Raw genomic sequence first — 24,391 nt, 5'->3', positions numbered from 1 at the left:
AAGCTTGAAATCTCCTGATGCCACCTCCCCGGCAGCTGGAGATGAAATGGAGCATCATGCAATTCAAGATGATTGCCGCCCTGGCCATGTTCCTGGCCGGCTTCGGCTCTGCCATGGCCGAAACGGTTTTCACGCCGGACATGACTGTCCGCGAAGAAATCTACCCTTACGCAACCCAAACCCTGTCCGACGAGCAGTTCCTGACCGGCAGCGCCGGCAAGGCTGAGCAGATTGGCGGCATCCTCCGCCTGCCGCAAGGCAAGGGTCCCTTTCCCGCCGTCGTGTTCATGCATGGCTCCAGCGGCGTTGGCGCCAGCATCGACCCCTGGACCCGCATGCTGAATGAAAAGGGCATCGCGACCTTTACCATCGACTCGCTCACCGGCCGCGGCTTCAAGCAGCTGGGCGACAAGCAGGCCGCCCTTGGCCGCCTGAACTATATCGTCGATATCTATGGCGCGCTTGACATTCTCGCCCATCATGACACCATCGACCCCAAGCGCATTGGCCTGCTGGGCTTCTCCCGCGGCGGACAGGCAGCTCTCTATGCCAGTATGACCCGCTTCAACGACCTGTGGAACACATCCGGCGCCCGTTTCGCCACCTATGTGCCTTTCTATCCGAACTGCGTGTCGGTCTATAAGGACGACGAAAAGCTGGAAGCAGGACCTGTCCGGATCTTCCACGGCGGCGCAGATGACTATAACGAACCCGGCGTCTGCGAGGCCTATGTCGAACGTCTGAAGAAGGCCGGAGCCGACATCGAGATGACGATCTATCCGGAAGGCGAGCACGGGTTTGATGTACCGACCCTGTTCGGAAAATCGCTTCAGTCGAAGACCGCTCAAACAGCCAGAGATTGCAAGATCGAAGAAGGCGAGAACGGCATTCTCATGAACCTGGAGACGGGCAAGCCTTTTTCCTATGAAGACGAATGCGTTGTACTTGGACCGCACGTGGGTGGAAATGCCGCTGCGGCTGAAGCATCTTACGCCGCGACCATCACGCATTTCATGAACACCTTCGGTCTTAACTGACCTTACGTCAATAAAAAGAAGGCGCTCAAAATATTCATTGAGCGTCTTTTTCTATGTCTTTCCATGGAACAACTTTCAAAAATCAAATGCTGAAAACAAGCGCGACAAAATAACTTTCCAGATCAAGATTTACTCATCATTAATATGCCGGTGGTTGATTGCTCTCAGAATTTCAACCACTTAAGGCTCCCGAAATGCTCAATCGCATTGGCCTCGGCGTCAAGTTCTGGCTGCCGGTCTTCACGCTTACCGTCCTCTCCATCATTGTTGCCACGGTCAGCCTCACCGCATTGAACACGGCCCTGTTCGATGAGCGCAGCAATCAGACACGATCTGTGGTGGAAATGGCGCTGTCCGCGGCGGATTATTATCACCAGCTCGAACTCTCCGGTGAAATGTCCACCGAAGAAGCTCAGACCCGCGCCAAGACCATGATTGGCTCCCTTCGCTACGACAAGGACGGATATGTCTTTGCCTATGACATGAAGGGCACGCGCCTCATCACGACTCAGGCAAATCTGCTCGGAACTAACGGCTTCGATTCCAAGGACGCCAGCGGCAAATTTCACATCCGCGCAATGATCGATGCAGCCCGCAATGGTGGCGGCACGGTCGACTACCGGGTGACCCGTCCCGGCGGCGGTGATGAGCAGCTGCGCAAGACCTCCTGGGCACAGGCTTTCGAACCCTGGGGCTGGGTGCTGGGCACCGGCGTCTATGTGACCGACGTGGAAGAAACATTCTGGGGCAAGGCTGTCGAGCTCATCACCCTGATCCTGATCGGCGGCGCGATCGCTGTCTCCATCGCATGGGCAGCCATTCGCAATATTTCCCGCCCGCTGAAGGCTCTGACCGAAAACATGCGCCAGCTGCATGACGGCAACACATCCATCAATGTTGCCGAGATCGACCGTTCGGATGAAATCGGTGACATGGCCCGCGCCATGGAGGTCTTCGTTCAGAACGAGCGGAACCGCAAGCAGCTGGAAGCTGGCGATGCCGCCCGCCAGCAGAAGGACCAGGAGCGCGCGCACAACATCCAGAACCTGTCCGGCGAATTCGAGACCCAGGTTCACGGCCTGCTGGAAACGATCACCGGATCTGTAACGGATCTGAAGGCAGCCTCCATGCAGCTGAGCCAGGGCGCAGAACACACATCGGAACGCAGCCGTTTCGTTGAGCATGCAGCGGCCAATGCCTCCAGCAATGTGGAAACCGTTTCGGCTGCGGCAGAAGAACTTTCCGCCTCGGTCAATGAGATCAACCGGCAGGTTGTCACCTCCGCAGAGGTGGCCTCCCGGGCTGCTGCCCAGGCGAACACCACCAATGAACGGGTGCGTGGGCTGTCGGAAGCTGCCAGCCGTATCGGCGATGTGGTAAACCTGATCCAGGCGATTGCCGAACAGACCAATCTTCTGGCCCTGAATGCCACCATCGAAGCGGCCCGCGCCGGTGATGCCGGCCGCGGCTTTGCTGTGGTTGCTGCAGAAGTGAAGGAACTGGCCAACCAGACCTCCAAGGCGACCGAGGAAATCTCCACCCAGATTTCCAGCATCCAGTCCGAGACGGGCGCCGCTGTCGCCGCGATCAACGAGATCACGGAAACGGTTGCCAAGATCAACGAGATCACCTCGACCATCTCCGCTGCCGTTGAGCAGCAGGGAGCGGCAACGGCCGAGATCGCCCGGAATGTTCAGGAGGCTGCGGAAGGCACCAACAACGTGTCCCAGAACATTGCAGAGGTTTCCATGGCTGCCGAGCAGACAAACCAGACCTCAAGCGCGGTCTCCTCTGCTGCCCAGTCCCTGGACAAGGAAGCAGCGGTTCTGCGCCAGCGGGTTGCGGACTTCATCAAGGGTGTCAAGGAAAACAGCCTCGACGCCGCCTGACGGCAAGTCTTTCTGGGAAAGAACAAAGCCCGCCGGGGTCCACTCCGGCGGGCTTTTGTATTTAGCGCACCCCGGAAGCCTGAAACTCAGGAAAAACGCGGCACACACGCAGTCGAGAGAAGGGAAATAAAAAAGACCGCCCAAGCGGATGGCTGGGCGGTCTTGGTCGTTCTTGATCTTTTACGCGGCTTCAGAAGCCTCAGGCGACAGAGCGGACCCCGGACAGGAAGTGCTCGACTTCTGCCTGGAGGTTCTTGGCTTCGCCCTGCAGAACCTCTGCAACAGAGTTCACCTGCCGGGCGGTGCTTCCGGTTTCATCAGCCGAAGACGCAACGGTCACGATGCTGCGGGCCACTTCCTGTGTGCCATTCGCCGCCTCTTGGATGTTGCGGGCAATTTCTTCGGTTGCCTGACCCTGCTGGTCGACCGAGCCCTGAATGCTCGTGGCGATCTCGTTCATCTTCTCGATGGTCATCGAAATGCCCTGGATCGCGCCGACAGCCCCTTCCGTCTCGCTCTGAACGGACTGAATCTGCATGGAGATCTCATCAGTTGCACGAGCGGTCTGGTTGGCCAGTTCCTTCACCTCAGCAGCAACCACCGCAAAGCCACGGCCAGCTTCACCAGCACGGGCCGCCTCGATGGTGGCGTTCAGCGCCAGGAGGTTGGTCTGCTCGGCGATATCGGTGATCAGCTTGACCACTTCACTGATGCGGTTCGCCGCCTGGGCGAGACCCTCGATCTTCTGGTTGGTGGCCTGCGCCTGATCCACGGCCTGACCGGCAATGGCGGCAGACTGAGCCATCTGGCGACGGATTTCCTCAACCGAGGCCATCAGTTCCTCAGCGGCAGACGCAACCGTTTCCACGTTGGAGGATGCTTCTTCGGAGGCGGCTGCCACCATGGTGCTCTGGGCACTGGTTTCATCCGCGCCCTTCGTCAGAACGATCGCCGCAGAGTTCAAGTCTGCCACCTGGCGCAGAACCGTCTGGGTCAGGCTGCTGACCTTCTGGTCAAAGGCCTGAGACATGTTGCGGATCTGCTCGGCCCGCTCGACCTGACGCTGCTGCTGAGCCTGCTGCTCAGCTCCCAGTGCTTCGGCCTGCTGAGACTTGTCGCGGAAAACCTCCAGTGCACGGGAAATCCGGCCCATTTCGTCACCGCGTTCGGTGTCTGCAATCGGCTCTTCGTAGCGCTGATCAATCAGGGCCTGGATGCTGCCGACAGCCCGCTCCAGCGGACGGCGCACCACCGAAGTGCTGACGAAGTAGATCGAAGCGGCCACGACCACCAGCAGCACCAGTCCGACACCGATGATCATCATCGTGATGTGGGTGGAGGCGGCGCTCAGGGTGCTGGTCGGAACATTGACGACAACCGACATGGTGGTGCCGGAGTCGCCGATTTCCACGGACTTGATGATGCGGAGCACTTCCGTGCCGAGCGTGTTGGAGTAGCCAGTATAGGCAAAGTCCTTGCCTTCCTTGACTGCCTTCAGCAGTGCATCCTTGACCGCAAGATCCTGCTCGGACCGGCCTTCTTCCCAGGACTTGCCAAGCAGGGCAGCATCGGGATGGGCAACCCACTGACCACTTTGGGACAGGAGATAGACCGAACCGGTGCCTAGCGGAACCTGCTTGCCGAGCGCTTCGGACAGCGGCGTCAGCATGATGTCCCCACCGGCAACGCCAATGATCTGGTTGCCGTTCTTAAGCGGCGCGGAGAAGGACACACCTGTCACGGTCTTGCCGTCGGCTTCCCAGCTATAGGGATCGGTCACAAAGGACTTGCCGGTCTTGAAGGGGGCATTGAACCAGAGGGTTTCCGTATCGGAGCCGACCACAACATCGGTGATGGGACGGTAGCCGATCTTGCCGTCCGGAAGACGGAAGTAATAGGGGGTCCAGCTGCCGGTCTTTGGCTCGTATTTCTCGTCACCCTTGAACTCGGCATCCTTGCCGTCCAGAAGATCATTCAGAATGACGCCCCAGGCGCCGGAAAGATCAGGGTTTGCGAGAAGATTTTCCTCGACCGCGGAAGTCCATTGCACACGGTCCGTGTTACCGGCACTTCTGAGGCCTGTCAGCGAATAGGCTATGCCCTGAGCGGACTTCAGACCGTTTTCCATCGTTCTGCGGACAAATTCCGCTTCCTGCTTGGCAACGGCCTCGGCTTGCGATTGCGCTTGCTCGCCCGCAGTGATGGATGCCTGCCAGGCAATAAAGCCGATGCCGGCCACAAGAGCCATGGCCAAGGTCAGGACACTAACTGCCACCAGCTTGGTGGTAATGGTCGCTTTTTGAAACAAATTCCGTCTCCAGGGAAGGTCCTCGGCGGAGGGGAGGTCACGCCAGGAAAGCCAGCCATGGAGCAGAATTTAGGCGACAGAAATTAATAAGTTCTGTCGCCTTCACTTGCGGCACTTTCTGCCAAAACCCCTAAATACTGAAGTAGAGTTGCACTTCAAACCTCAACACACGGGGAGATTGATTGCTATCAATCAATGCCGGAAATGGCGCATTCCGGTGAGCACCATTGCCAGACCAGCTTCATCTGCGGCAGCAATGACTTCATCATCGCGCATGGAGCCGCCCGGCTGGATCACGGCCGTTGCGCCTGCCTCTGCGGCAGACAGCAGACCATCCGCGAAGGGGAAGAACGCGTCAGAGGCCACAACGCAGCCCTTGGTCAGTGCTTCGGTGAGACCTGCTGCCTCGGTCGCATCCAGCGCCTTGCGGGCGGCGATGCGGGCTGAATCCACGCGGCTCATCTGACCTGCGCCAACACCGACGGTCGCGCCGTCCTTGGCATAGACAATGGCGTTGGACTTGACGTGCTTGGCGACGCGGAAGGCGAACTTGAGATCGGCAAGTTCCTGAGCCGTCGGTGCGCGCTTGGTGACGACCTTGAGGTCCAGGTCATCGACAACGCCGTTGTCGCGGTTCTGAACCAGGAGACCACCGGCCACCGACTTGACGAAAAGACCCTTGGCGCGCGGATCTGCAAGACCACCGGTCAGAAGCAGGCGCAGGTTCTTCTTGGCGGCGATGATTTCCATCGCAGCTTCGTCGGCTTCCGGAGCAATGATGACTTCCGTGAAGATCTTGACGATTTCTTCAGCGGCAGCCGCATCCAGCTTCTGGTTCAGGGCAACGATGCCACCGAATGCCGACACAGGGTCGCAGCGCAGAGCCAGTTCATAGGCTTCCTTGAGCGACTTGCCTTCCGCCACACCGCAAGGGTTGGCGTGCTTGATGATCGCGACAGCCGACGTGCGGGCCGGATCAAACTCACTCACCAGCTCGAAAGCGGCGTCCGTGTCGTTGATGTTGTTGTAGGACAGGGTCTTGCCCTGGATCTGCCTGGCCGTTGCCACGCCCGGACGCACTTCGCCGGTCGTGTAGAAACCGGCAGACTGATGCGGGTTTTCGCCGTAGCGCATGACTTCGGCGAGCTTGCCACCGACAGCGCGGTGCGCCGGGTTTGCCTCATCGAGTTGATCGGCCAGCCAATTGGAAACGGCAGCATCATAAGCGGCTGTGCGGGCAAAGGCCTTCAGCGCCAGCTTCTTGCGCAGTTCGATCGGGGACTGGCCGTTGTGCTTGTCCAGCTCGGCAATCACCAGCTCATAGTCGGCCGGATCGGTCACGACGGTGACATAAGCATGGTTCTTGGCGGCAGCGCGGGTCATGGCCGGGCCGCCAATGTCGATGTTCTCAACGCCAGTCGCGTAATCCGCACCCTTGGCCACCACATCCTCGAACGGATAGAGATTGCCGCAGAAGAGATCGATGCCGGTGATGCCGTGAGCGCTCATGGCAGCCTGATGGTCGGCATCGTCACGGATCGACAGAAGGCCGCCATGCACGGCCGGATGCAGGGTCTTGACCCGGCCATCCATGATTTCCGGAAAACCGGTGACTTCCGAAATGTCCATCACGGCAAGGCCAGCATCCCTCAAGGCCTTGTAGGAACCGCCGGTGGAGACCAGCTCCACGCCCCGGTCGCTCAGGGCCTTGGCAAAGTCGATCAGGCCGGTCTTGTCGAATACGGAAAGAAGGGCGCGCTTGACGGGAACGAGCGGGGGAACGGGAACGCTCTTGGACACAATGGCCATCTGGGAATGCCTCGCGATTAGGAAGGTCCGGAATCTGGCGCCGCCCTATCACGAAAGAGGGGCAAGGGGAAGGTGCAGGGAAAGATAGATGACCGTTCCCGACCCGGAGATCAGATTCCCGGAAAGTTTAGCGCCACCAGCGAGGCTCTTCATGCTGAAGATGCGGATCTCGCATGCCTGAAACATCCAATGACCTTGCTTCGAATGCAGAAAAGTCCTCTTCAAGCTTCTGCTCATCAAAGGCGTAACGATGTCCCCAGCCATTCTGGAGATCCGCTTTTCTCCGCCGTGCCTGGGCCTGTGCGTGGCGGAGCTTCAATGCGTCAAAGCCGATATACTTGTAATGCAGAAGAAGAAGCTCGTCCCGATCCGGATATCGAATATCTCCCTTCGGTTCCGCCGTGTGTCGGCCTATGGCAAATCCGGGATCCAAAACCGCATCCGGACGGAACATCACCAGTTTGCTCATCTGCTTCCAGGGAGCGCCGACACGGATCTCATCTGTAAGACGGACATTCTTGTCCGGCATCTTTCGCGACAGCATCTGAAATCCGAGCGCAGGAATTGCGGTCACGCCCTCCCGCGTCACGCGCTCAAGATACAGCGGAAGGTCCGGATGATAGATGTGCTCGTCCATGTCGACGACAATCACCCAATCAGCAAGGCCGGCGCTTCTTTTCCAGCTCGTCAGATGCGAGTGGAGAGACTCAAGAACATAGGACTCTGAATCAAGACGAGGCTTGGCAGCCAGAGTTACATCCGGCCGTCTTGAGAGATACTCCAAAGAGCCATCAGTGGATCCATCATCATTGACGAAGTATCTCGAGACAAAGCCGTCATAGTGACGAAAGAAATAGTCGATGAACTCAATGCTATTCCAGTTCACGCAATGAAGGTGGATTTTCATTGCGCAAGCTCGAGCTGTTGTTCCAGCAGCCCTCGCGCTGCACCTGAGGGAAGTTGAGTTCCAAGACGAAAGGCTTTCCGGAGGCAGGCAATTTCGTCACCGAGCGAATTCAAAAGTTTCTGCCTCCCCTCGAACCAGAATGAACGGGCCAGCATTGCGCCAGTCGACCCCAAACGGGCATGCTGGGCAATGACGCTGTACGGGTCAACCGGAAGAGAATCCTGACCTGGGCGGGCGACGCCGCCAATTCCGAAATTCAACCCGGCGCGCCGTGCGCATTCGCACGCAGCCTCGATCTCCGGATGCAGGAACAGCGACAACCTGTTCGGGACCCGCATGTCGAGAGACAAGTCATTCAGACCAAAATGAAACTCATCAATTCCGAGAGTTGGAAAAGCGGAAATCAGCGGCAAGGCAAGATGGCGCTCCACGAGAGGAACAACCTTCGCACGGCAATCCACGAGCTTCAGAAACGTCTCCAGTTCCCGAATGGTCTGGAAATTCGGGAACATCAGGATATCGACACCGCCCGCCAATGCAGTTTCGACTTCCGCGATGCTTCCATCGTGCAAACCATTCGTCCGCAAGAACAGGCATTGCCCCGGCAGTCGCTCACGCAACAAGGGCAAAACCTCAATTTGATGCCGGGAAATCCACGAATTCTGACCCGCCTGCCGCTCCGCCTTGCCCAGACGATCGATGTCGATCCCTATCCGGTTGACACCCGCAATAGAGCAAGCAGCAGCCTCCTCCAGGTCATCTGTCCAATGCCAGAGAACGATTTGGCGCATGTCACCAGACGATTGGAAAGCCGTTGGCATCATGAGGTCTTTTTTCCTCATCAGGCTGCCCGTGATTGAACGCCTGATTGTTGTGCTGAACAAGAACACTCGGCACTTCCCCGGCTGTCGCAAAGCCGTGCCAGACCATTGGCGGGATTCCGACAACGACAGGTTTGTCGGCATCAATGACAAAGTCCATTGAGGCGCCCAGGGTCGGGCTGTCCGGCCTGTCGTCGTAGAGGCCAACGCGAACCTTGCCTCGGATGCAGCTCAACTGGTCAAACTGGCGGTAGTGGCGGAACCATGCGCGCACAATCCCCGGCATGGTCTCGACTATATGAACCTGCCCAAACCCAGGAAAGTCCGGATCATCCCTCCGGACGAACTCGCGAACACTTCCCTTGGGATTTGTTATCAGGCGGAGATCCCGAACATACACGCCATCAATAATGTCTACAAAATCCATAAGAATAATCTCTGATATAAAACCTTTGGGGTTTTAGTCAGAAGCTTCTTCGATCGTCAAACACTATTCGTAGAAATAGCAAGATACTCTCGATTTCCCTGACTGTCATCTGACCCGTATTCTACCCTGACCTTAGGTCTGGTCGCTCCAGTCTTCTCCTGCCTCCGGCAGAGTATCCTCGAAGGCATCGAAGCTGTCATCTTCCGGCATCACGAACTGGAACTCGCCAGCGGCTTCTTCGACGCCGGTGGGAGCAGAGCGGCGGGTGAGTTTGGCGACAGCGGTGCGGCGGAACTGCCAGGAGACGGTCTGGTTCTCGCGGGCATGACCATAGATGACCATCTGCATGGTCTTGCGGTGGCCGTAGACATCCGAGAGATAGATGGATTCTTCCAGCGCCAGCTCGGAGCCCGGCGCATCGAATTCCCAGGCCTCTCCATCGCGGCAGACCAGAAGAACCGCCGTGCCGCCGCGCAGGAAACTGCTCTTGATGGCCGGATGCAGGTGGAAGCGGACCGCATAGAAACCTTCGCGGCCCGGGTTGCGCTGAAGCACGAAACTGTCGATGCCATCGAGCACCGTTCCATCGGAACTGAGCCGCAGATCACGGGCGTGAACGAGGCCGAAATTGGCCACATAGCCATCATGGGACGCGCTGACGCGGGTGCCGAAATCGTCGTCGTTCCGTTCGACCGGAACCATGGACGGCCCGGCGATCACCGGCGTGCCCAGCCAGCGGCCGAAGGGGCGCTCGGTCAGGAAGCGGCAAGAGGACGTTTCCTCGATCGTTGCCGTGGAATGGGCGGGCGTTGACCGGCTGACCCGGCGCCAGGCCTCATTGGACCGGCCCGACACGCCGCAATTGACGACAATCCGGTTGAGCCCGGAAGAAAATTCGAAGGACAGGCAGCCCGCATGGGCATTGCCGCTGACCGCCAGAGCGGGCGGCTTGCCGGTGTCCACCAGCACGACAGACTTGCCGCCGGTCAGGCGCTGGTAGCCTGTGTGAGGCGCATTTCCGGGCGCAGCCCCGCGCGCATCATCATAAGCCATGATCGTCGCGACGAGATCGTTCGGCGTGGAGCCCATGCCGTTGAAATGAGCGAAAGCCCCATCCCCGTGACGGAAGAACCGCATCATCGGCATCATCCGGTCGACGGAGAGCATCATGGTCTCGGGCAGTTCCAGACCTTGCGCGATGAAAGCCTGCCGGACGGGCAGGAGATCCGCGAGGATTTCGATGATCGCACGCGGGTTCCTGGAGATGTGGCCGCCATCGGTGAGGATCTGCCGCGTCAGTTCCTGATCCAGCCGGCGGATGCTCTGACGGGCATAGCGGCCCTGCCCTGCCATCGACACGCAGGCTGCGGAAATGGCGAGCGCGGCCTGAAGCCGTTCGACGCCATCCTGGGTCTCGTTGATCGTCTTGCGCAGGAAGCGGACCTGACGGGCCAGCGACTTGAGGAACCGGCTGTAGAAGTCGTGATCGCCGTCATCCAGAATGAAAGGCGAATGGGCAAGCCAGGACATGACACGCCGGGTCACCACAGGCACATCCCAGCCGATCGGATGCCGCTTGCCGCAGATCCGCATCCAGTCATCCACCAGAGCGCGGGCATTCTGGCCGGCAATCCGGCTTTCCGCCGCTCGCAAATCCCGAAGCCAGGCAAAGCCATGCAGCTCACGCTGCCAGTCCGGATGGGTGCCACCGATCTCGAACGGGCTTTCGCCGTGGGTTTCCACCAGATGGCCGGAAAACAGGAAGCGCCCGCCGTAAATGTCGGCGGCATTGGTCTGGTCAGCGGTTCTCAGATCCTGGGGCGCGATCAACAGACGCGACGGCGCACCCGGCTGCGGGCGCAGCCGGAACAGCGGGCCCCCATGGACCCACTTCAGCGTCTGTTGCCAGGCATGGCCAGCCAGCAGGCGCCAGATACGGCCCTGTTCTGAAAAGGCTCCCATGGTCAAAGCACCATTCCGCCGCGAGGACGCGCTACCCGAAATATGAGTGTTTTCCTTCAGCACCAGCCCGAAACCGGGGTGTTAAGGTTAGCAAATTCTTTCCAGAATAGTCTCAACAACGGTTTATGTGCCGTTAAAGACGACGGATCCTTGCAGCGAAAAAGCCATCCAGACCGGTTTCTCCCCCATCGGTTGTGGCCGAGTGGCACGGCAGGGTGCGCAAATAGCCTTCCGGCGTGATCACCGCCTCAAGCCCACCGACCTCTTCCGGCTGCACGGGAACCAGCTCGAAACCCGGCTGATCCGCCAGAAATGCGGAGATCTGATCCTCCCCTTCCGCCCGTTCCATGGAACAGGTGCAATAGACCAGCGTACCGCCAGGCTGGAGCCAGCCTGCAACACGGCGCAAGAGAACGGACTGGACTTCGGAGAGCACGCCGACGTCATAGGCCTGCTTGATCCAGGGCACATCCGGATGACGGCGGATCGTACCGGTCGCGCTGCAAGGCGCATCCAGGAGAATGGCATCGAAGGGCGAAGCCGGTTCCCATTCCCGCAGGTCTGAGGCGATCACTTCCGCCTCAAGTCCGAGGCGGGAGAGGTTCTCGCTCACGCGCTTCAGGCGGCTCTTGGAAATATCGACAGCGGTTACCCTTGCACCGGCAGCCGCGAGCTGGGCGGTCTTGCCACCGGGAGCCGCGCAAAGGTCGGCAGCACGCTTGCCTTCAAGAGACCCGAGAAGACGGGCAGGCATGGAGGCGGCCGCATCTTGCACCCACCAGGCGCCCTCCGCGAAGCCTTCCAGCGCGTCAACGGCGCCCTTGCGGTGAAGACGGACGGAGCCTGCCCCGACCACAATGCCGCCCAAGCGCTCTGCCCAGCCGGCGGGATCTTCCTTGACCGTCAGATCCAGCGCGGCTTCATTCTGATGAGCGGCAGCAATCGCGAGTGCGGTCTCCTCGCCATAGGCGGCGGCCCAGCTGTCGAACAGCCATTCCGGCGTGTTCAGACGGTTGGCGTCCAGATCTCCGGTAACGTCTTCCCGCTCCCGGCCCAGACGCCGGAGAACCCCGTTGACCAGGCCCTTGTAGGGCACGGCGCGCCGGTCGATGCTGGCATGGTCGACGGCCAGGGACACGGCAGCCCGGTCCGGAATGTCTAGATAGAGCATCTGCGCCATGGCCACATGCAGAATGTCGGTCACGCGACCGGTCTTTTCAGGAATTCGCCGGTCGAGAAGTCGGTCCAGCAGCTCGTTCAACTCACCCCGGTGACGCAGGCAAGCGCCCAGAATGGCCCGGACAAGGGACTTGTCATTCGCAGCAAGCTCGCGAAACCCTGAATGACCGGAATTGGCGTCCAGTTCCCCATCCAGCGGACGGCGCTTGTGCACCACGTTGCCGAGAATGTCGGCCGCAACCTTTCGTGCGGAAAAGCCCGGCTTGTCCTTCATCTGCGGCCGCTCTGCAGCCCCTTCGGCTTGCGGACCGGGCCCGGTCTTCTTCGGGCGGGCCTTGGACGGCATATGGGGACGCGACGGTTTGGCCAAGGCTGGACTCCGTTGGGGCTTAAGGTCTCTTGAGGGGACGGTCAGAAAAAACGAGCGCCGCAGACCGTTTGGCCAGCGGCGCATATGGGATCAGTCTAGATGGCCTACAGCCCTCGGAAAAGCGAATTCTCCTCGCAAGGGCAACTGGCTGCGCCTTCGGGCAGGATTACCCCCAGGGCCCCTTTGGCCGGCGGCTCTCCTCGCGCGGCGCACTGCCACGCGCTGAGCCCCAGGGGCCGGAGGGAGCAGAACCGGACGAGGGCTGTGAGGACGGGCCACTGCGATAGGCGGATCCGCTGCTTGCGGACGGCGCACGATAGGCCGCGCCAGTGCCCAGGCCGGACTGGGCCAGCTTCTGCAATTCGGCGATGCGGTTGGCCGTTGCCGGGTGGGTGGAGAACAAATTGTCCATCCGCTCGCCGGACAGCGGGTTCATGATGAACATATGTGCCGTTGCCGGGTTCGCTTCCGCGTCCGGATTGTGAATATGCTCCACGCCGCCCGCGATTTTGTTCAGCGCGGACGCCAGCCACATCGGCTCGCCGCAGATCTGAGCGCCCATGCGGTCGGCGGCATATTCGCGGGTCCGGGAAATCGCCATCTGCACCAGCATGGCCGCCAAGGGCGCCACGATCATGGCCACCAGAACGCCGATGAAGCCGAAGGGATTGTTGTTCTCCCGGTTGCCCCCGAAGAAGAAGGCGAAGTTGCCGAGCATGGAGATGGCACCGGCTATGGTCGCCGTGATGGTCATGATCAGGGTGTCGTGGTTCTTGATATGCGCCAGCTCGTGGGCCATCACGCCCGCCACCTCTTCCTTGCTCAGCATGTTGAGCAGGCCCGTGGTGGCGGCGACAGCCGCGTTCTGCGGATTGCGGCCCGTTGCAAAGGCGTTCGGCTGCGGGTTGTCGATGATATAGACCTTGGGCATCGGCAGGCCCGCATTGGCGGACAGCTGGCGGATCATGTGGAACAGCTCCGGCGCGCTGCGCTCGTCAGCTTCCTGCGCATGATGCATGCGCAGAACCATCTTGTCCGAGTTCCAGTAGCTGAAGACGTTCATGCCGGCAGCAATCAGCAAGGCGATCATCATGCCGCCCTGGCCGCCGATCACATAGCCGATCCCCATGAACAGCGCGGTCATGGCCGCAAGCAGCATGGCTGTACGCAAGTAGTTCATCTCGGGCCGTCCACCAGTCCTTTTGCAATTCGGGATGAGGCTCTGTATAGCCTCTGTCAGACAGAAATGGGGTGGTTGCGCCAAGGCTTCAAGCTTTGCGCGCTTCAAGACCGCCCCTCAGATCCAAGCGGGAGCCAGAGCCATGACCGGTGACAACAGCAACACCCCGGATCAGCCGCAGGAGACCAATGTGGTCCCCTTCCGGATCGCAGCGGACGCGCCGTCGCTGGCGACGGAAGTGCAAGAAGCGCCCCGGCGCCGCTTCGAGGACCTTCCCCCTGCCGCCCAGCGCGCCTTGAAGGAAGCCGAAGCCCGCCGCGCAGAGATCGACGCCCGCCAGGAAACCCTGCCTGCAGAAGTCAACGGCCGGGGCGGACTTGAGCCAACCCGTTACGATGACTGGGAAATCAAAGGCCTGACCTCGGATTTTTGATCAAGGTCCCTCACCCCAGCCCTCTCCCTGAGGGAGAGGGGGCGAGCTGCGGCAAGCAGCTTGGCATCGCATCCCCCCGCGGATCACCCAGCCTGTTTCCCACGATCAGCCTCACCGATCACCTCTCCCAAGCCTGGGAGAGGCCGACGCGAAACAACGGGTGAGGATTGGAAGCCGGCGACAAAGCAAGCTCATCGCACTGAAAAAGCAGCTCTCTTCGGCCTGAGGCATTCCACCTGGGCCGAGCATGCCCTCACCCCAACCCTCTCCCTGAGGGAGAGGGAGCAGGCTGCGGCAAGCCGCTTGGCATCGCAGCTCCCCACGGATCACACCGTCAGTTTCCCACGATCAGCCTCACCGATCACCTCTCCCAAGCCTGGGAGAGGTCGTCGCGAAGCGGCGGGTGAGGGTTGGAAGCGGCTCACACTCCGGCGAGTTTCCGCACTTCTTCAGCAACTGCATCGGCAAAGGGCGCCTGCATGTCCGCGTCCCAGTGAACGGAATCCACTTTGCTGACGGAGACGATGGAACCGGCGTCGAGGAAGGCCGCTCCGTACTGCGAGGCCAGGGCAGCGTAGACATCCTTGAGCTTTTTCGATTCTGCGATGCTCTTTTCGCAGAACATGCAGGCCAGTGGTGAGCCATCGAAATCGCCCAGAGGCGGTGGAGAAATCAGAAGCAACTTCGGCGGCTGGCCGTGAGGGTCATCGGTGGACTGGCAGGCTGAAAAGATCAGCCGCGACATGGCCGACCCGATGGCGCCTGCGCTCATGTTGAAACGGGATTGCAGATCGTTGGTGCCCAGCATGAGAACCAGAATGTCGACCGGCATATGCGCCTTGCGGGCCGTGGCAAGATGGGCAAAGCCGTTCTTGTCGCCGCGCATGGGGTCTTCATGGACGGTGGTCCGGCCATTCACGCCGTCTTCCACCACATAGAAGCCCTCTCCCAGCGCTTTGGCGAGACGCCGTGTCCAGCGGATGGAATGGCCATAGCGGGTCCGCTCGCCCGGCTTGAATCCCCAGGTCAGGGAATCTCCGAAACAGAGTACGGAAACCGGCTCATTTGCGGCAGTCATGATGCGATCCCTTTCTGGCACCTGCACATAAAATCCAGTGTTTCTGGCAGCTTAGCCTCGCCAGCCCCCAATTCAAGCAATCCTGTTCCAAAGCGGACAACGAGACCCTTGGTTAATAAGGGCTTTACCAAGGCCGGGTAGCCTTGCCCCCAAAGCCTATGGAATGTCCGGGACATCGATGACCGCCACACGTGCCACCTACCGGCGGGGCGCCGCCCTGCCGAGTTCAAATCCGTTTCAGCGTCTTGCCGCTCTGCTGGGAGACGAGCGTCCGGGCATGGATCCCGTTGCCATGACCATTGGCGAACCGCAGCATGAGATGCCCGGGTTCGTGGCCGGCATCCTCGCCGAAAACATCGGTGACTTCCGCAGATATCCGCCAATCAACGGCACGCCGGAGTTCCGCGCGGCTGTCGCAGGCTGGCTCGACCGCAGGTACAATCTTGATGGTCTGATCGATGTCGAGAACGGTGTTCTGCCGCTGAACGGCTCCCGCGAAGGCTTATCCTTCGGGGCGATTGCCGCCCGTGACCAATTGGCAAAGGGCATAGATCACCCGGTGATGATGCTGCCGAACCCGTTCTACCAGACCTATGCAGCGGCGGCCCATATCGCTGATTCGCGCGCTGTGCTGATGGACGCCCGGCCCGGCAACCACTTCCTGCCCAATCTCGACAGCCTGGACCCGGCGGATCTGGACGAAACGGTCGCATTCTACATTGCCTCGCCGACCAATCCCGAAGGCTATTGCGCGGATATTCCCTATCTGCAGCGCCTGATCCAGCTCGCCCGCAAGCACCGCTTCTACATTTTCTCGGACGAATGCTACTCGGAGATCTACCGCGACACGCCGCCCCCCGGCATGCTTGAGGCTGCCAAGGCTCTCGGCAATCCGGACGGCAATGTCTTCGACAAGATCATCGTGCTGAATTCCCTGTCCAAGCGCTCCAACCTGGCGGGTCTGCGCTGCGGCTTTGCTGCCGGGGACCCGGAGTTCCTGTCCAGGTGGGTGAAGTTCCGCGGCCTTGCGGCTCCGCAGGTGCCGATCCCGCATCAGGCTGTTGCCGCGGCCGCCTATGGCGACGAGGCGCATGTGGAAGAGAACCGCCGCCTCTACAACGAAAAGTTCGAGGCCGCCGAAGAGATCCTGTCGCCGCTGATGGGTGCGGTGACCCCGGAAGCCGGGTTCTTCCTGTGGCTGAATGTCGCCCGCTGGGGCGGTTCTGTCGAGGTGACCAAGGGCCTCTGGAAAGACACCGGCGTGAAGGTTCTGCCCGGGGCGTATCTCGCATCCGACCAGGCGGATGGCAGCAATCCGGGACGGGATTACATCCGCGTTGGCCTGTGCGCCCCGCTCGCTCAAACTCGAACCGCCCTGCAGCGCATGGCGGCCTGGCTGGGAGAAAAGGCATGAGACGGGCAACCGCCGTCCGCGGCAATGGCCGCCGCGCTTCCGTCGACCTGATCGACACCCAGAGCCCGCTGCGGCGCTTCATGAAGCGCAATCTGGTGGGACTGTGCGGTCTCGGCGTGATCGCCGTTGCGGCGGCGATGGCCGCAGCGCTGGCAACTTGGTCGATCAACGACCCCAGCCTGAACCACGCCACCGGCGAGCCCGCCCACAACGCCCTCGGCAAACCGGGTGCGATCTTCGCCGATGTGCTGATGCAGACCATCGGTCTGGCGACGGCTGTGTTCCTGGTGCCGATCGTGTTCTGGGGCTGGCGGCTTCTCTCCGGCAATCTGGTTCACATCAGCCGCCGCCGCCTCGGCTTCTGGTTTGCAGGCTCCCTGCTGGCGGCAGGCGCTCTCGCAGCCCTTCCCGTTCCAGAAAGCTGGCCGCTGCCCACGGGCCTTGGCGGCTTCCTGGGCGATACAATCCATGTGGTTCCGGGCCTTCTGACCGGCAACCTGACCGAAGGCGCCGGAACGATCGTCGGTGTCCTCGGCCTCGGCCTGCCTGCCCTGTTCCTGCTTGTTGCCGCATCTGGCTTCTTTGGCGCAGACGCGGCCCCCAAGGCCAATGCGAAGCAGGCAGCACCGCGTGGCCGTGGCCGCGCCCAGCAGGATGATTTCGACTTTGACGATGAGGACGAAGAGACCGACAGCCGCCTGGGCCTGATGGCGACGGCCACCATCGGCCGGCTCAGCCACTGGAGCCTGCAGGGCACCTCTTTCCTTCGCCGTGTGACCGGCCGCCCGGCCACCCGGCCTGAAGATGACGAGGACGAGTGGGACGAACACGGCGAGGTCTACGAGGACGATGAGCCGGCCCCGCGCCGCAGCGCCCTTGGCGCCTTCCGCCGGGCCATTGCCGGCCGCCTGATGCCAAAGGACGACGACGGCCTGTCCGACTTCTACGACAGCCGCCAGCGTGCCAACGGTTCCGGCAACGATTACGAAGACGACTACGAGGATGAGGAGGGCGTGCCCTTCGATCCGGACGAGTTGATGGCGAACAAGGGGCCTGTGCCCCGCCCGATCGGCATTGCCAGCCCGGAAGAACAAGCTCCGGCAGCAGCCGCGCCGAGCCGTGTGATCCCGCCTGCAGCCCGTCCCAAGCCGGGCAAGCGTGCGATTGCAGAAGCTCAACCGTCGTTCCTTGGCGCTCCGGAGGAATACGAGCATCCGCCGCTGCATCTTCTGGCCGAACCGAAGGTCACCGGCAAGGTTCCGGGCCTGTCCGCCGATGCACTCGAGCAGAATGCCCGTATCCTGGAAGGCGTGCTGGAAGACTTCGGCGTGCGCGGAGAAATCATCGAGGTCCGCCCGGGCCCGGTCGTGACCCTTTACGAGCTGGAACCGGCACCGGGCATCAAGTCTTCCCGTGTCATCGGCCTGGCCGACGACATCGCCCGCTCGATGAGCGCGATCTCCGCCCGCGTGGCCGTGATCCCGGGCAAGAACGCCATCGGCATCGAACTGCCGAATGCCCGCCGCGAGACCGTCTATCTGCGCGAACTGCTGGCCTCTCAGGACTTCGAGAAATCCAAGTCCAAGCTGGCGCTGGGCCTCGGCAAGACGATCAATGGCGAGAGCGTCGTGGCGGACCTTGCCCGCATGCCTCACCTGCTGGTTGCCGGTACCACCGGTTCGGGCAAGTCGGTCGCCATCAACACCATGATCCTGTCGCTGCTCTACCGGCTCACGCCGGCCGAGTGCAAGATGATCATGATCGACCCGAAGATGCTGGAACTCTCCATCTATGACGGAATTCCTCATCTGCTGACCCCGGTCGTGACCGATCCGAAGAAGGCCGTTGTCGCGCTCAAGTGGACCGTCCGCGAGATGGAAGAGCGCTACAAGAAGATGTCGAAGGTCGGCGTCCGCAACATCGACGGCTACAACACCCGTATCCTGCAGGCGATGGAAAAGGGTGAAAGCTTCACGCGGACCGTTCAGACCGGCTTCGACCGCGAAACCGGCCAGCCGATCTGGGAAGAGGAAGAACTGCCGCTCGAAACCATGCCGTTCATCGTGGTGGTGGTCGACGAAATGGCCGACCTTATGATGGTGGCGGGCAAGGACATCGAAGGCGCGATCCAGCGTCTGGCACAGATGGCCCGTGCCGCCGGCATCCACCTGATCATGGCCACCCAGCGCCCGTCGGTGGACGTCATCACCGGTACGATCAAGGCAAACTTCCCGACCCGTATCTCCTTCCAGGTGACGTCGAAGATCGACAGCCGCACGATCCTGGGCGAAATGGGCGCCGAGCAGCTGCTGGGCATGGGCGACATGCTCTACATGGCCGGCGGCGGCCGCATCCAGCGTGTCCACGGCCCGTTCGTTTCCGACGGCGAGGTCGAGCACATCGTCTCGCATCTGAAGCTGCAGGGCACTCCGCAATATCTGGAAGCGGTGACCGAGGACGACGAGGAAGGCGCGAGCCCCTATGACGGCATGGCCGGCGGCGGTGGCGGCGGCGGAGATGACGAGGGCAACGACCTATATGACCGGGCCGTTGCCATTGTCCTGCGCGACAAGAAGGCCTCCACCTCCTATGTTCAGCGGCGCCTCTCCATCGGCTATAACCGGGCTGCCTCGCTCATCGAACGGATGGAAAACGAGGGCCTGATCAGCGCTGCAAATCACGCAGGCAAGCGGGAGATCCTTGTCCAGAACGGTGTTGAGGACGATATGTGACAGGAAGGGCGGTCATCGCCGCCCGTCCATCGCCAAAACCTTGCCACAAGGTTCCGCTAGTTTAACACTGGTTCCCTTAACCGGAAGACACAGGTTTCAAATGCGCCAGAGCACTGTCACAACATTCTTCAAATCCGCCCTCCTGGCGGCAAGCCTGGTGATCGGATCCATGACTGCGGCATCGGCCCTGACGTCGGACGAGCAGCAGAAGCTCGCCCAGGTGAACACCTACTTCAACTCGGTCAAGACGATGAACGGCGACTTCATCCAGTTTGGTCCGGATGGCGGCCAGTCCGAGGGCAAGTTCTATATCGCCCGCCCTGGCAAGGTGCGTTTCTACTACAATCCGCCGGCCAAGCTGGACATCATCTCCGATGGCAAGTCCGTTTCGGTCAAGGACCGGAAGATGGCGACCCAGGACATCTGGCCCCTCAGCCAGACGCCGCTGCGCTTCCTGCTGGCCGAAAACATCGATCTCCAGAAGGACGCCAACGTTACCAACGTTCTGGTCGAACCGGACCTGATCACGGTCACCCTGACCGACCAGACCACGTTCAACTCCGGCATCCTGACGCTCATCTTTGACGCCAAGTCCTACGAGTTGAAGCAGTGGACCGTGACGGACGCACAGGGCTATGACACGACCGTTGCCGTCTACAACATCGTGGCCAACGGTCCGACCAACAAGGACCTGTTCAAGATCGACTATCTGGCCAACACCCGTCAGAACCAGAAATAAGGCGGGACGATCATAGCGGATAGCGATCCATCCCCCGCCCCTTCCCGGCCGCTGATCTGGCGGCTGCTTGAGCTATATTGCCAGAGCCATGGCTTGAAGCTGAACGCCGCCGATGCGCTGGGACATGCGGGCTGGATCGAGAATGCCGAGGGGCGGCGCAGTTTCTTCTCCGGCGCAAGCTTTGATCTCAATCCGCTCGGCGCAGCTCAAATTGCCCGGGACAAGGCGCATACGATCGAAGTCCTGTCCCAGGCAGGACTGCCGGTTCCCGTCAGCCTGCTGGTTCATTCCTCCAGCGCCATTGCCCTGATGAGCCGGGTTCATGCCCTTTGCAGCGACATCCTGACCGGTCCGGATGACGCCCTGAACTTTGCCGGACGCATCGGTTATCCGGTCTATGTGAAGCCAAATGACGGACGGGAAGGACGTGATGTCCACCGGGCCCTGGATGCACAGGGGCTTTCAGCCTGCTTCGAATCCCTTTTCTTTCACCACGACAAGCTGCTGATCCAGGAAGAGATCAGGGGGCGGGACCTGCGCATCATCGTGCTGGACGGAGAAGTGCTGGGCGCTCTGGAGCGCCAGAGACCGAGCGTCACCGGAGACGGCCGGTCGACGGTCGCAGAGCTTCTGAAGCCGCTGCCGGAAAAAGTGCGCACGGATTCCCGGCTCTTTCATGAGCTGACGGCCCAGAACCTGACCTATTGCGCGGTGCCCGCTGCCGGAACCCTCATCACGCTTCTGCCCGTCGCCAATCTGTCGGCTGGGGGGATCGGCGGTCTGGTGAAAGAGGATGAACTGCCGAAAGCCATCCGGGACGCAGCCATTGCCTGCAGCAAGGCCCTGGGCCTCAGATATTACGGCGTCGATCTTCTGCTTCAGGAGCAAGATGGCCCAGGGGCTGCTTTCCGCATTCTCGAGGTCAACGCTTCTCCCGGCTTGTCGCAACTCGCTCGCCAGGGGGAGGAGGCTGCCGCCCTCGTTCGGCAGATCTACACAAGGGTGTTCGACGCGCTGCGCCAGGAGCTCGACCACTCCTGACGCGTCAGCCTCCGGAAGGCTCAGGCATTCACATCCACCACGGCTCTGCCCTTGACGCCGCCCTTCAGGATCGCAGCGCCAAGTTCGGGCAGGTCTGACAGAGTGGCGGGAAACACCATGTCCCGCAACTTGTCCAGCGGCAGGTCCTGCGCGAGCCGGCTCCAGGCCCGCAGCCGGTTGTCATAGGGCTGCAGCACGCTGTCGATGCCGAGAAGATTCACGCCGCGCAGAAGGAACGGCACAACGGTGGCCGGCAGCGCTGCGCCTCCAGCCAAGCCAACGGCGGCAACGGACGCACGGTATTTCATCTGCCCCAGCACGCGGGCAAGCATCGCGCCGCCCACCGCATCGATACATCCGGCCCAGGTCTCGCTTTCCAGCGGCCGCTTGACCGTTTCGGCAAGCTCTTCCCGGGGAACGATCCGGCTCGCGCCCAGACCTTTGAGATAGTCTTCGGTTTCCGGACGGCCGGTGACGGCCGCAACCTCATAGCCAAGATGTGCGAGAATGGCGGTCGCCACAGATCCGACGCCGCCAGCCGCGCCCGTCACCAACACCGGTCCATTGTCCGGCTTCAATCCGTGATCTTCCAGAGCCATGACAGCGAGCATGGAGGTGAAGCCAGCCGTTCCGATGGCCATGGCGTCCCGCGTCGTCAGCCCCTCTGGCAAGGGCACCAGCCAGTCTGCCTTGACCCGCGCCTTCTGGGCATAGCCGCCCCACCAGGCTTCGCCGACACGCCAGCCGGTCAGAACCACCTTGTCGCCCGGCTTGTAGCGTGCGTCACTGGAGGTCTCGACGGTTCCGGCAAAGTCGATACCAGGCACATGCGGATAGGTGCGCACCAGTCCGCCTCCGCTTCCAAGGCACAGACCATCCTTGTAATTGAGCGTGGAATAGTCGACGGCAACCGTCACGTCCCCGTCCGGCAGACGGCTCTCCTCCAGCATCTGCACAGAAGCCTGCGTGCTGCCATCCTCCGCCTTTTCAACCACAAGCGCCTTGAAAGTCATCCTGTCCTCCCGTGACCGGTTTGTTTTCGAAGGCGATCCTAGCAAGTCCCTGCGCAGGAACCATCCTCCAAAAGCCTGAGACGAAACGAAGCCTCAAGCCGTCAACGGGGAAAGCAGCTCATCACCCAAGGCATGGCGCAGGGAATTGCCGATGTGGCGGCCCAGCGCCGCCTGGGCTGCGGCAACATTGCCGGCCAGCAAAGGCTCGAGAAAGGCAATATGCTCTCCGATCACCCGCTGAGCGTTCTGCTGCGTGACCCGGATGCGCGTCTGCACCGTCATGCGGATCTTGATCGCATTCACCCGGTAGACATTGGCCATCAACTGATTGCCCGTGGCATGAACGATCTGGGAATGTATGTCCCAATCCCGATACTGCAGATCCTGCGGCAGTTCCGCCGAAGCGGCTCCCCCGGCAAGCTGCTGCCGGGCCTCATTGTGCCAGTCCAGCCAGGTTGCGATCTGCGCCCGGTCAATCTTGCGGACGACATCCGGAACGGCGGCCGTCTCCAGGATCAGGCGCAACTGATAGGCATCGCGGATGAAGCTCACGTCCAGGCTGGGCACCATCAGGCCTCGCTGTGGCAGGGTTACCAGCAGTCCCTCGGCCTCGAAGCGGGGAATGGCCTCACGGACGGAGCCGAGCGTGGTTTCCGTCATTTCCACCAGTTCGCGCTGGGAAATGACCTGCCCCGGCACCAGCGTGCCCGCATTGAGAAGCGCTTCGATCCGCTGATAGGCAACCTGACGGAGTGAAACCTCCGCCCCGGATGTGCGGTCTTTCACCTTGTCCTCCCAACCTGTTTTTGAGCGGCCTTGCATTCTGTGCCTGCCGCATTGTTGATAACAACAAACTAACATGTTAGCTATGGACTTGTCAGCGCGAATGTCATCGACAACGATGCCTTCGTGACCGGCAATGCCGGACTGCCGCGCAACCCGAGAGCTGGAGGAGCTTTCTGGCTGCACAAGCGGCAACTCTTGGGAGGAGACAACATGACCATGAAAATGACCCGCCGCGTGTTCACGGCGGCAGTTGGAGCAATTGCGCTGGCAGGCACGAGCCTTGGCGCCTTCGCGCAGGACAAGATCACGCTGCGCATGTCCACACCTGCATCGGATTCCGATCAGCGCTCTATTTCACTTGCAACCGTCTTCGGCCCGGCCGTCGAAGGCTTTGCCACCTACGAGCCCCACTACAACGCATCGCTCGTGGCCCAGGGCTCGGAGCTGGAAGCCATTTCCGCTGGCGATCTGGAAATGTCGATCGCCTCGGCCCAGGAACTCGCCACCTTCTTCCCCGAATTCTCGATCTTCGCAACGGGTTACGTGCATCAGGACGCAGCCCATCAGGTGAAGGTCTTCAATGATCCCCTGATGGATCCGTTCAAGAAGAAGGTTGAGGACGAGCTGGGCGTGAAGCTTCTGGCCGTGATGTATCTTGGCCGCCGTCACGTGAACCTGCGCTTCCCCCGGTCGGAAAAGAACGTCATGACTCCGGCGGATCTGGCAGGCGTGAACCTGCGCATGCCGGGCAGCGACGCCTGGCAGTTCCTGGGCAAGGCCCTTGGCGCGAACCCGACCCCGATGGCCTTCACGGAAGTCTACACGGCCCTGCAGACCGGATCGGTCGATGGCCAGGACAACCCGCTGCCGACCGTGGTGGATGCCAAGTTCTATGAAGTCACCAAGCAGATCAGCCTGACCTCGCATCTTGTCGACCTGAACTACATCGCCTTTTCCAAGGCGGTCTGGGACAAGCTGACCCCTGACCAGCAGGCAGCCGTTCAAAAGGCCGCGGAAGACGCTGCCGAAAACGGCCGTCAAGCACAGCTCAAGAAGGAAGAAGACCTTGTTGCCTTCCTGAAGGACAAGGGTCTCGAAATCTATGAGCCAGACCTGAAGGCCTTCCGCGAGCATGTTCAGGCCCAGTATGTGGGCTCGTCCTTTGCCGCAGCCTGGCCCGAAGGCGTTCTGGAAAAGATCAACGCCCTCGGCAACTGATCCTTGAGATGAACCGAGGGGCGGGTCTGCCCGCCCCTCCCATCTTCT

General features: G+C 61.0%; 19 protein-coding genes. 8 read left to right on the top strand and 11 right to left on the bottom strand.

Annotated features, from left to right (window positions below; translation table 11 throughout):
• Positions 1-56 precede the first annotated feature (56 nt).
• Both BUA94_RS17955 and BUA94_RS17950 read left to right on the top strand, forming a co-directional pair.
• Positions 57-1,037 (top strand): dienelactone hydrolase family protein, encoded by a 981-nt coding sequence (locus BUA94_RS17955; protein WP_073014911.1) that lies wholly within the window; start codon positions 57-59, stop codon positions 1,035-1,037.
• 194 nt (positions 1,038-1,231) lie between these two features.
• Positions 1,232-2,926 (top strand): methyl-accepting chemotaxis protein, encoded by a 1,695-nt coding sequence (locus BUA94_RS17950; protein WP_073014697.1) that lies wholly within the window; start codon positions 1,232-1,234, stop codon positions 2,924-2,926.
• Positions 2,927-3,125: 199 nt separating this feature from the next.
• On the opposite strand, the gene BUA94_RS17945 is transcribed toward BUA94_RS17950, so the two are convergent.
• The 8 genes from BUA94_RS17945 to htpX form a co-directional block, all read right to left on the bottom strand.
• On the bottom strand, positions 3,126-5,234 hold the full coding sequence (locus tag BUA94_RS17945) for a methyl-accepting chemotaxis protein (protein WP_073014696.1): 2,109 nt from the start codon (positions 5,232-5,234) through the stop codon (positions 3,126-3,128).
• Between the two features lie 192 nt (positions 5,235-5,426).
• The gene (gene purH / locus BUA94_RS17940; protein ID WP_073014695.1) at positions 5,427-7,043 is read right to left on the bottom strand and encodes a bifunctional phosphoribosylaminoimidazolecarboxamide formyltransferase/IMP cyclohydrolase; all 1,617 of its coding nucleotides are present in this window, start codon (positions 7,041-7,043) and stop codon (positions 5,427-5,429) included.
• 127 nt (positions 7,044-7,170) lie between these two features.
• Positions 7,171-7,950, bottom strand: coding sequence for a glycosyltransferase family 2 protein (locus BUA94_RS17935; RefSeq protein ID WP_073014694.1), 780 nt, complete (start codon positions 7,948-7,950; stop codon positions 7,171-7,173).
• Positions 7,947-8,774 (bottom strand): hypothetical protein, encoded by an 828-nt coding sequence (locus BUA94_RS17930; protein WP_208980144.1) that lies wholly within the window; start codon positions 8,772-8,774, stop codon positions 7,947-7,949. The genes BUA94_RS17935 and BUA94_RS17930 overlap by 4 nt, the downstream gene beginning before the upstream one ends.
• Positions 8,743-9,198 carry a polysaccharide biosynthesis C-terminal domain-containing protein gene (locus BUA94_RS17925; protein ID WP_084082110.1) on the bottom strand — a complete coding sequence of 152 codons (456 nt, stop codon included), beginning with the start codon at positions 9,196-9,198 and terminating at the stop codon, positions 8,743-8,745. The genes BUA94_RS17930 and BUA94_RS17925 overlap by 32 nt, the downstream gene beginning before the upstream one ends.
• A gap of 132 nt (positions 9,199-9,330) precedes the next feature.
• The gene (locus BUA94_RS17920; RefSeq protein WP_175558074.1) at positions 9,331-11,160 is read right to left on the bottom strand and encodes a heparinase II/III family protein; all 1,830 of its coding nucleotides are present in this window, start codon (positions 11,158-11,160) and stop codon (positions 9,331-9,333) included.
• 133 nt (positions 11,161-11,293) lie between these two features.
• Positions 11,294-12,685, bottom strand: coding sequence for a 16S rRNA (cytosine(967)-C(5))-methyltransferase RsmB (gene rsmB, locus BUA94_RS17915; RefSeq protein WP_408011968.1), 1,392 nt, complete (start codon positions 12,683-12,685; stop codon positions 11,294-11,296).
• Positions 12,686-12,875: 190 nt separating this feature from the next.
• The gene (gene htpX, locus BUA94_RS17910; protein WP_073014692.1) at positions 12,876-13,889 is read right to left on the bottom strand and encodes a zinc metalloprotease HtpX; all 1,014 of its coding nucleotides are present in this window, start codon (positions 13,887-13,889) and stop codon (positions 12,876-12,878) included.
• A 205-nt stretch (positions 13,890-14,094) separates the two neighbouring features.
• Between htpX and BUA94_RS17905 the strand changes: the two genes are divergently transcribed.
• Entirely contained in the window at positions 14,095-14,322 is a 228-nt protein-coding gene (locus BUA94_RS17905; protein ID WP_073014908.1) for a DUF1674 domain-containing protein, read from the top strand.
• 421 nt (positions 14,323-14,743) lie between these two features.
• On the opposite strand, the gene BUA94_RS17900 is transcribed toward BUA94_RS17905, so the two are convergent.
• Complete coding sequence (locus BUA94_RS17900) at positions 14,744-15,400, bottom strand: SGNH/GDSL hydrolase family protein (RefSeq protein ID WP_073014691.1); 657 nt, start codon at positions 15,398-15,400, stop codon at positions 14,744-14,746.
• A gap of 178 nt (positions 15,401-15,578) precedes the next feature.
• Here BUA94_RS17900 and BUA94_RS17895 point away from each other — a divergent pair, with 178 nt between their 5' ends.
• The 4 genes from BUA94_RS17895 (at position 15,579) to BUA94_RS17880 (ending at position 21,326) form a co-directional block, all read left to right on the top strand.
• Positions 15,579-16,814, top strand: a complete 1,236-nt coding sequence (locus tag BUA94_RS17895) for an aminotransferase class I/II-fold pyridoxal phosphate-dependent enzyme (RefSeq protein ID WP_073014690.1) — start codon at positions 15,579-15,581, stop codon at positions 16,812-16,814.
• Entirely contained in the window at positions 16,811-19,546 is a 2,736-nt protein-coding gene (locus BUA94_RS17890; RefSeq protein ID WP_073014689.1) for an FtsK/SpoIIIE family DNA translocase, read from the top strand. The genes BUA94_RS17895 and BUA94_RS17890 overlap by 4 nt, the downstream gene beginning before the upstream one ends.
• Before the next feature lie 100 nt (positions 19,547-19,646).
• Positions 19,647-20,285: an outer-membrane lipoprotein carrier protein LolA gene (locus tag BUA94_RS17885; RefSeq protein ID WP_073014688.1), complete on the top strand. Its 639-nt coding sequence runs from the start codon at positions 19,647-19,649 to the stop codon at positions 20,283-20,285.
• A gap of 93 nt (positions 20,286-20,378) precedes the next feature.
• Positions 20,379-21,326 (top strand): hypothetical protein, encoded by a 948-nt coding sequence (locus BUA94_RS17880; protein ID WP_084082107.1) that lies wholly within the window; start codon positions 20,379-20,381, stop codon positions 21,324-21,326.
• A gap of 20 nt (positions 21,327-21,346) precedes the next feature.
• Here the strand turns inward: BUA94_RS17880 and acuI are convergent, their stop codons facing one another.
• Together acuI and BUA94_RS17870 are read right to left on the bottom strand one after the other, a co-directional pair.
• Positions 21,347-22,339 (bottom strand): acryloyl-CoA reductase, encoded by a 993-nt coding sequence (acuI, locus tag BUA94_RS17875; protein WP_073014686.1) that lies wholly within the window; start codon positions 22,337-22,339, stop codon positions 21,347-21,349.
• Positions 22,340-22,432: 93 nt separating this feature from the next.
• Positions 22,433-23,125 (bottom strand): GntR family transcriptional regulator, encoded by a 693-nt coding sequence (locus tag BUA94_RS17870; protein WP_235860635.1) that lies wholly within the window; start codon positions 23,123-23,125, stop codon positions 22,433-22,435.
• A 210-nt stretch (positions 23,126-23,335) separates the two neighbouring features.
• Here BUA94_RS17870 and BUA94_RS17865 point away from each other — a divergent pair, with 210 nt between their 5' ends.
• Positions 23,336-24,343, top strand: a complete 1,008-nt coding sequence (locus BUA94_RS17865; protein WP_073014684.1) for a sialic acid TRAP transporter substrate-binding protein SiaP — start codon at positions 23,336-23,338, stop codon at positions 24,341-24,343.
• Positions 24,344-24,391: the final 48 nt, after the last annotated feature.

Origin of the sequence: Roseibium suaedae, from assembly GCF_900142725.1 — a bacterium.
Lineage (GTDB): Bacteria > Pseudomonadota > Alphaproteobacteria > Rhizobiales > Stappiaceae > Roseibium > Roseibium suaedae.
The sequence above is the reverse complement of the archived record's forward strand: the minus strand, read 5'-3'. Positions and strand labels throughout refer to the sequence as shown.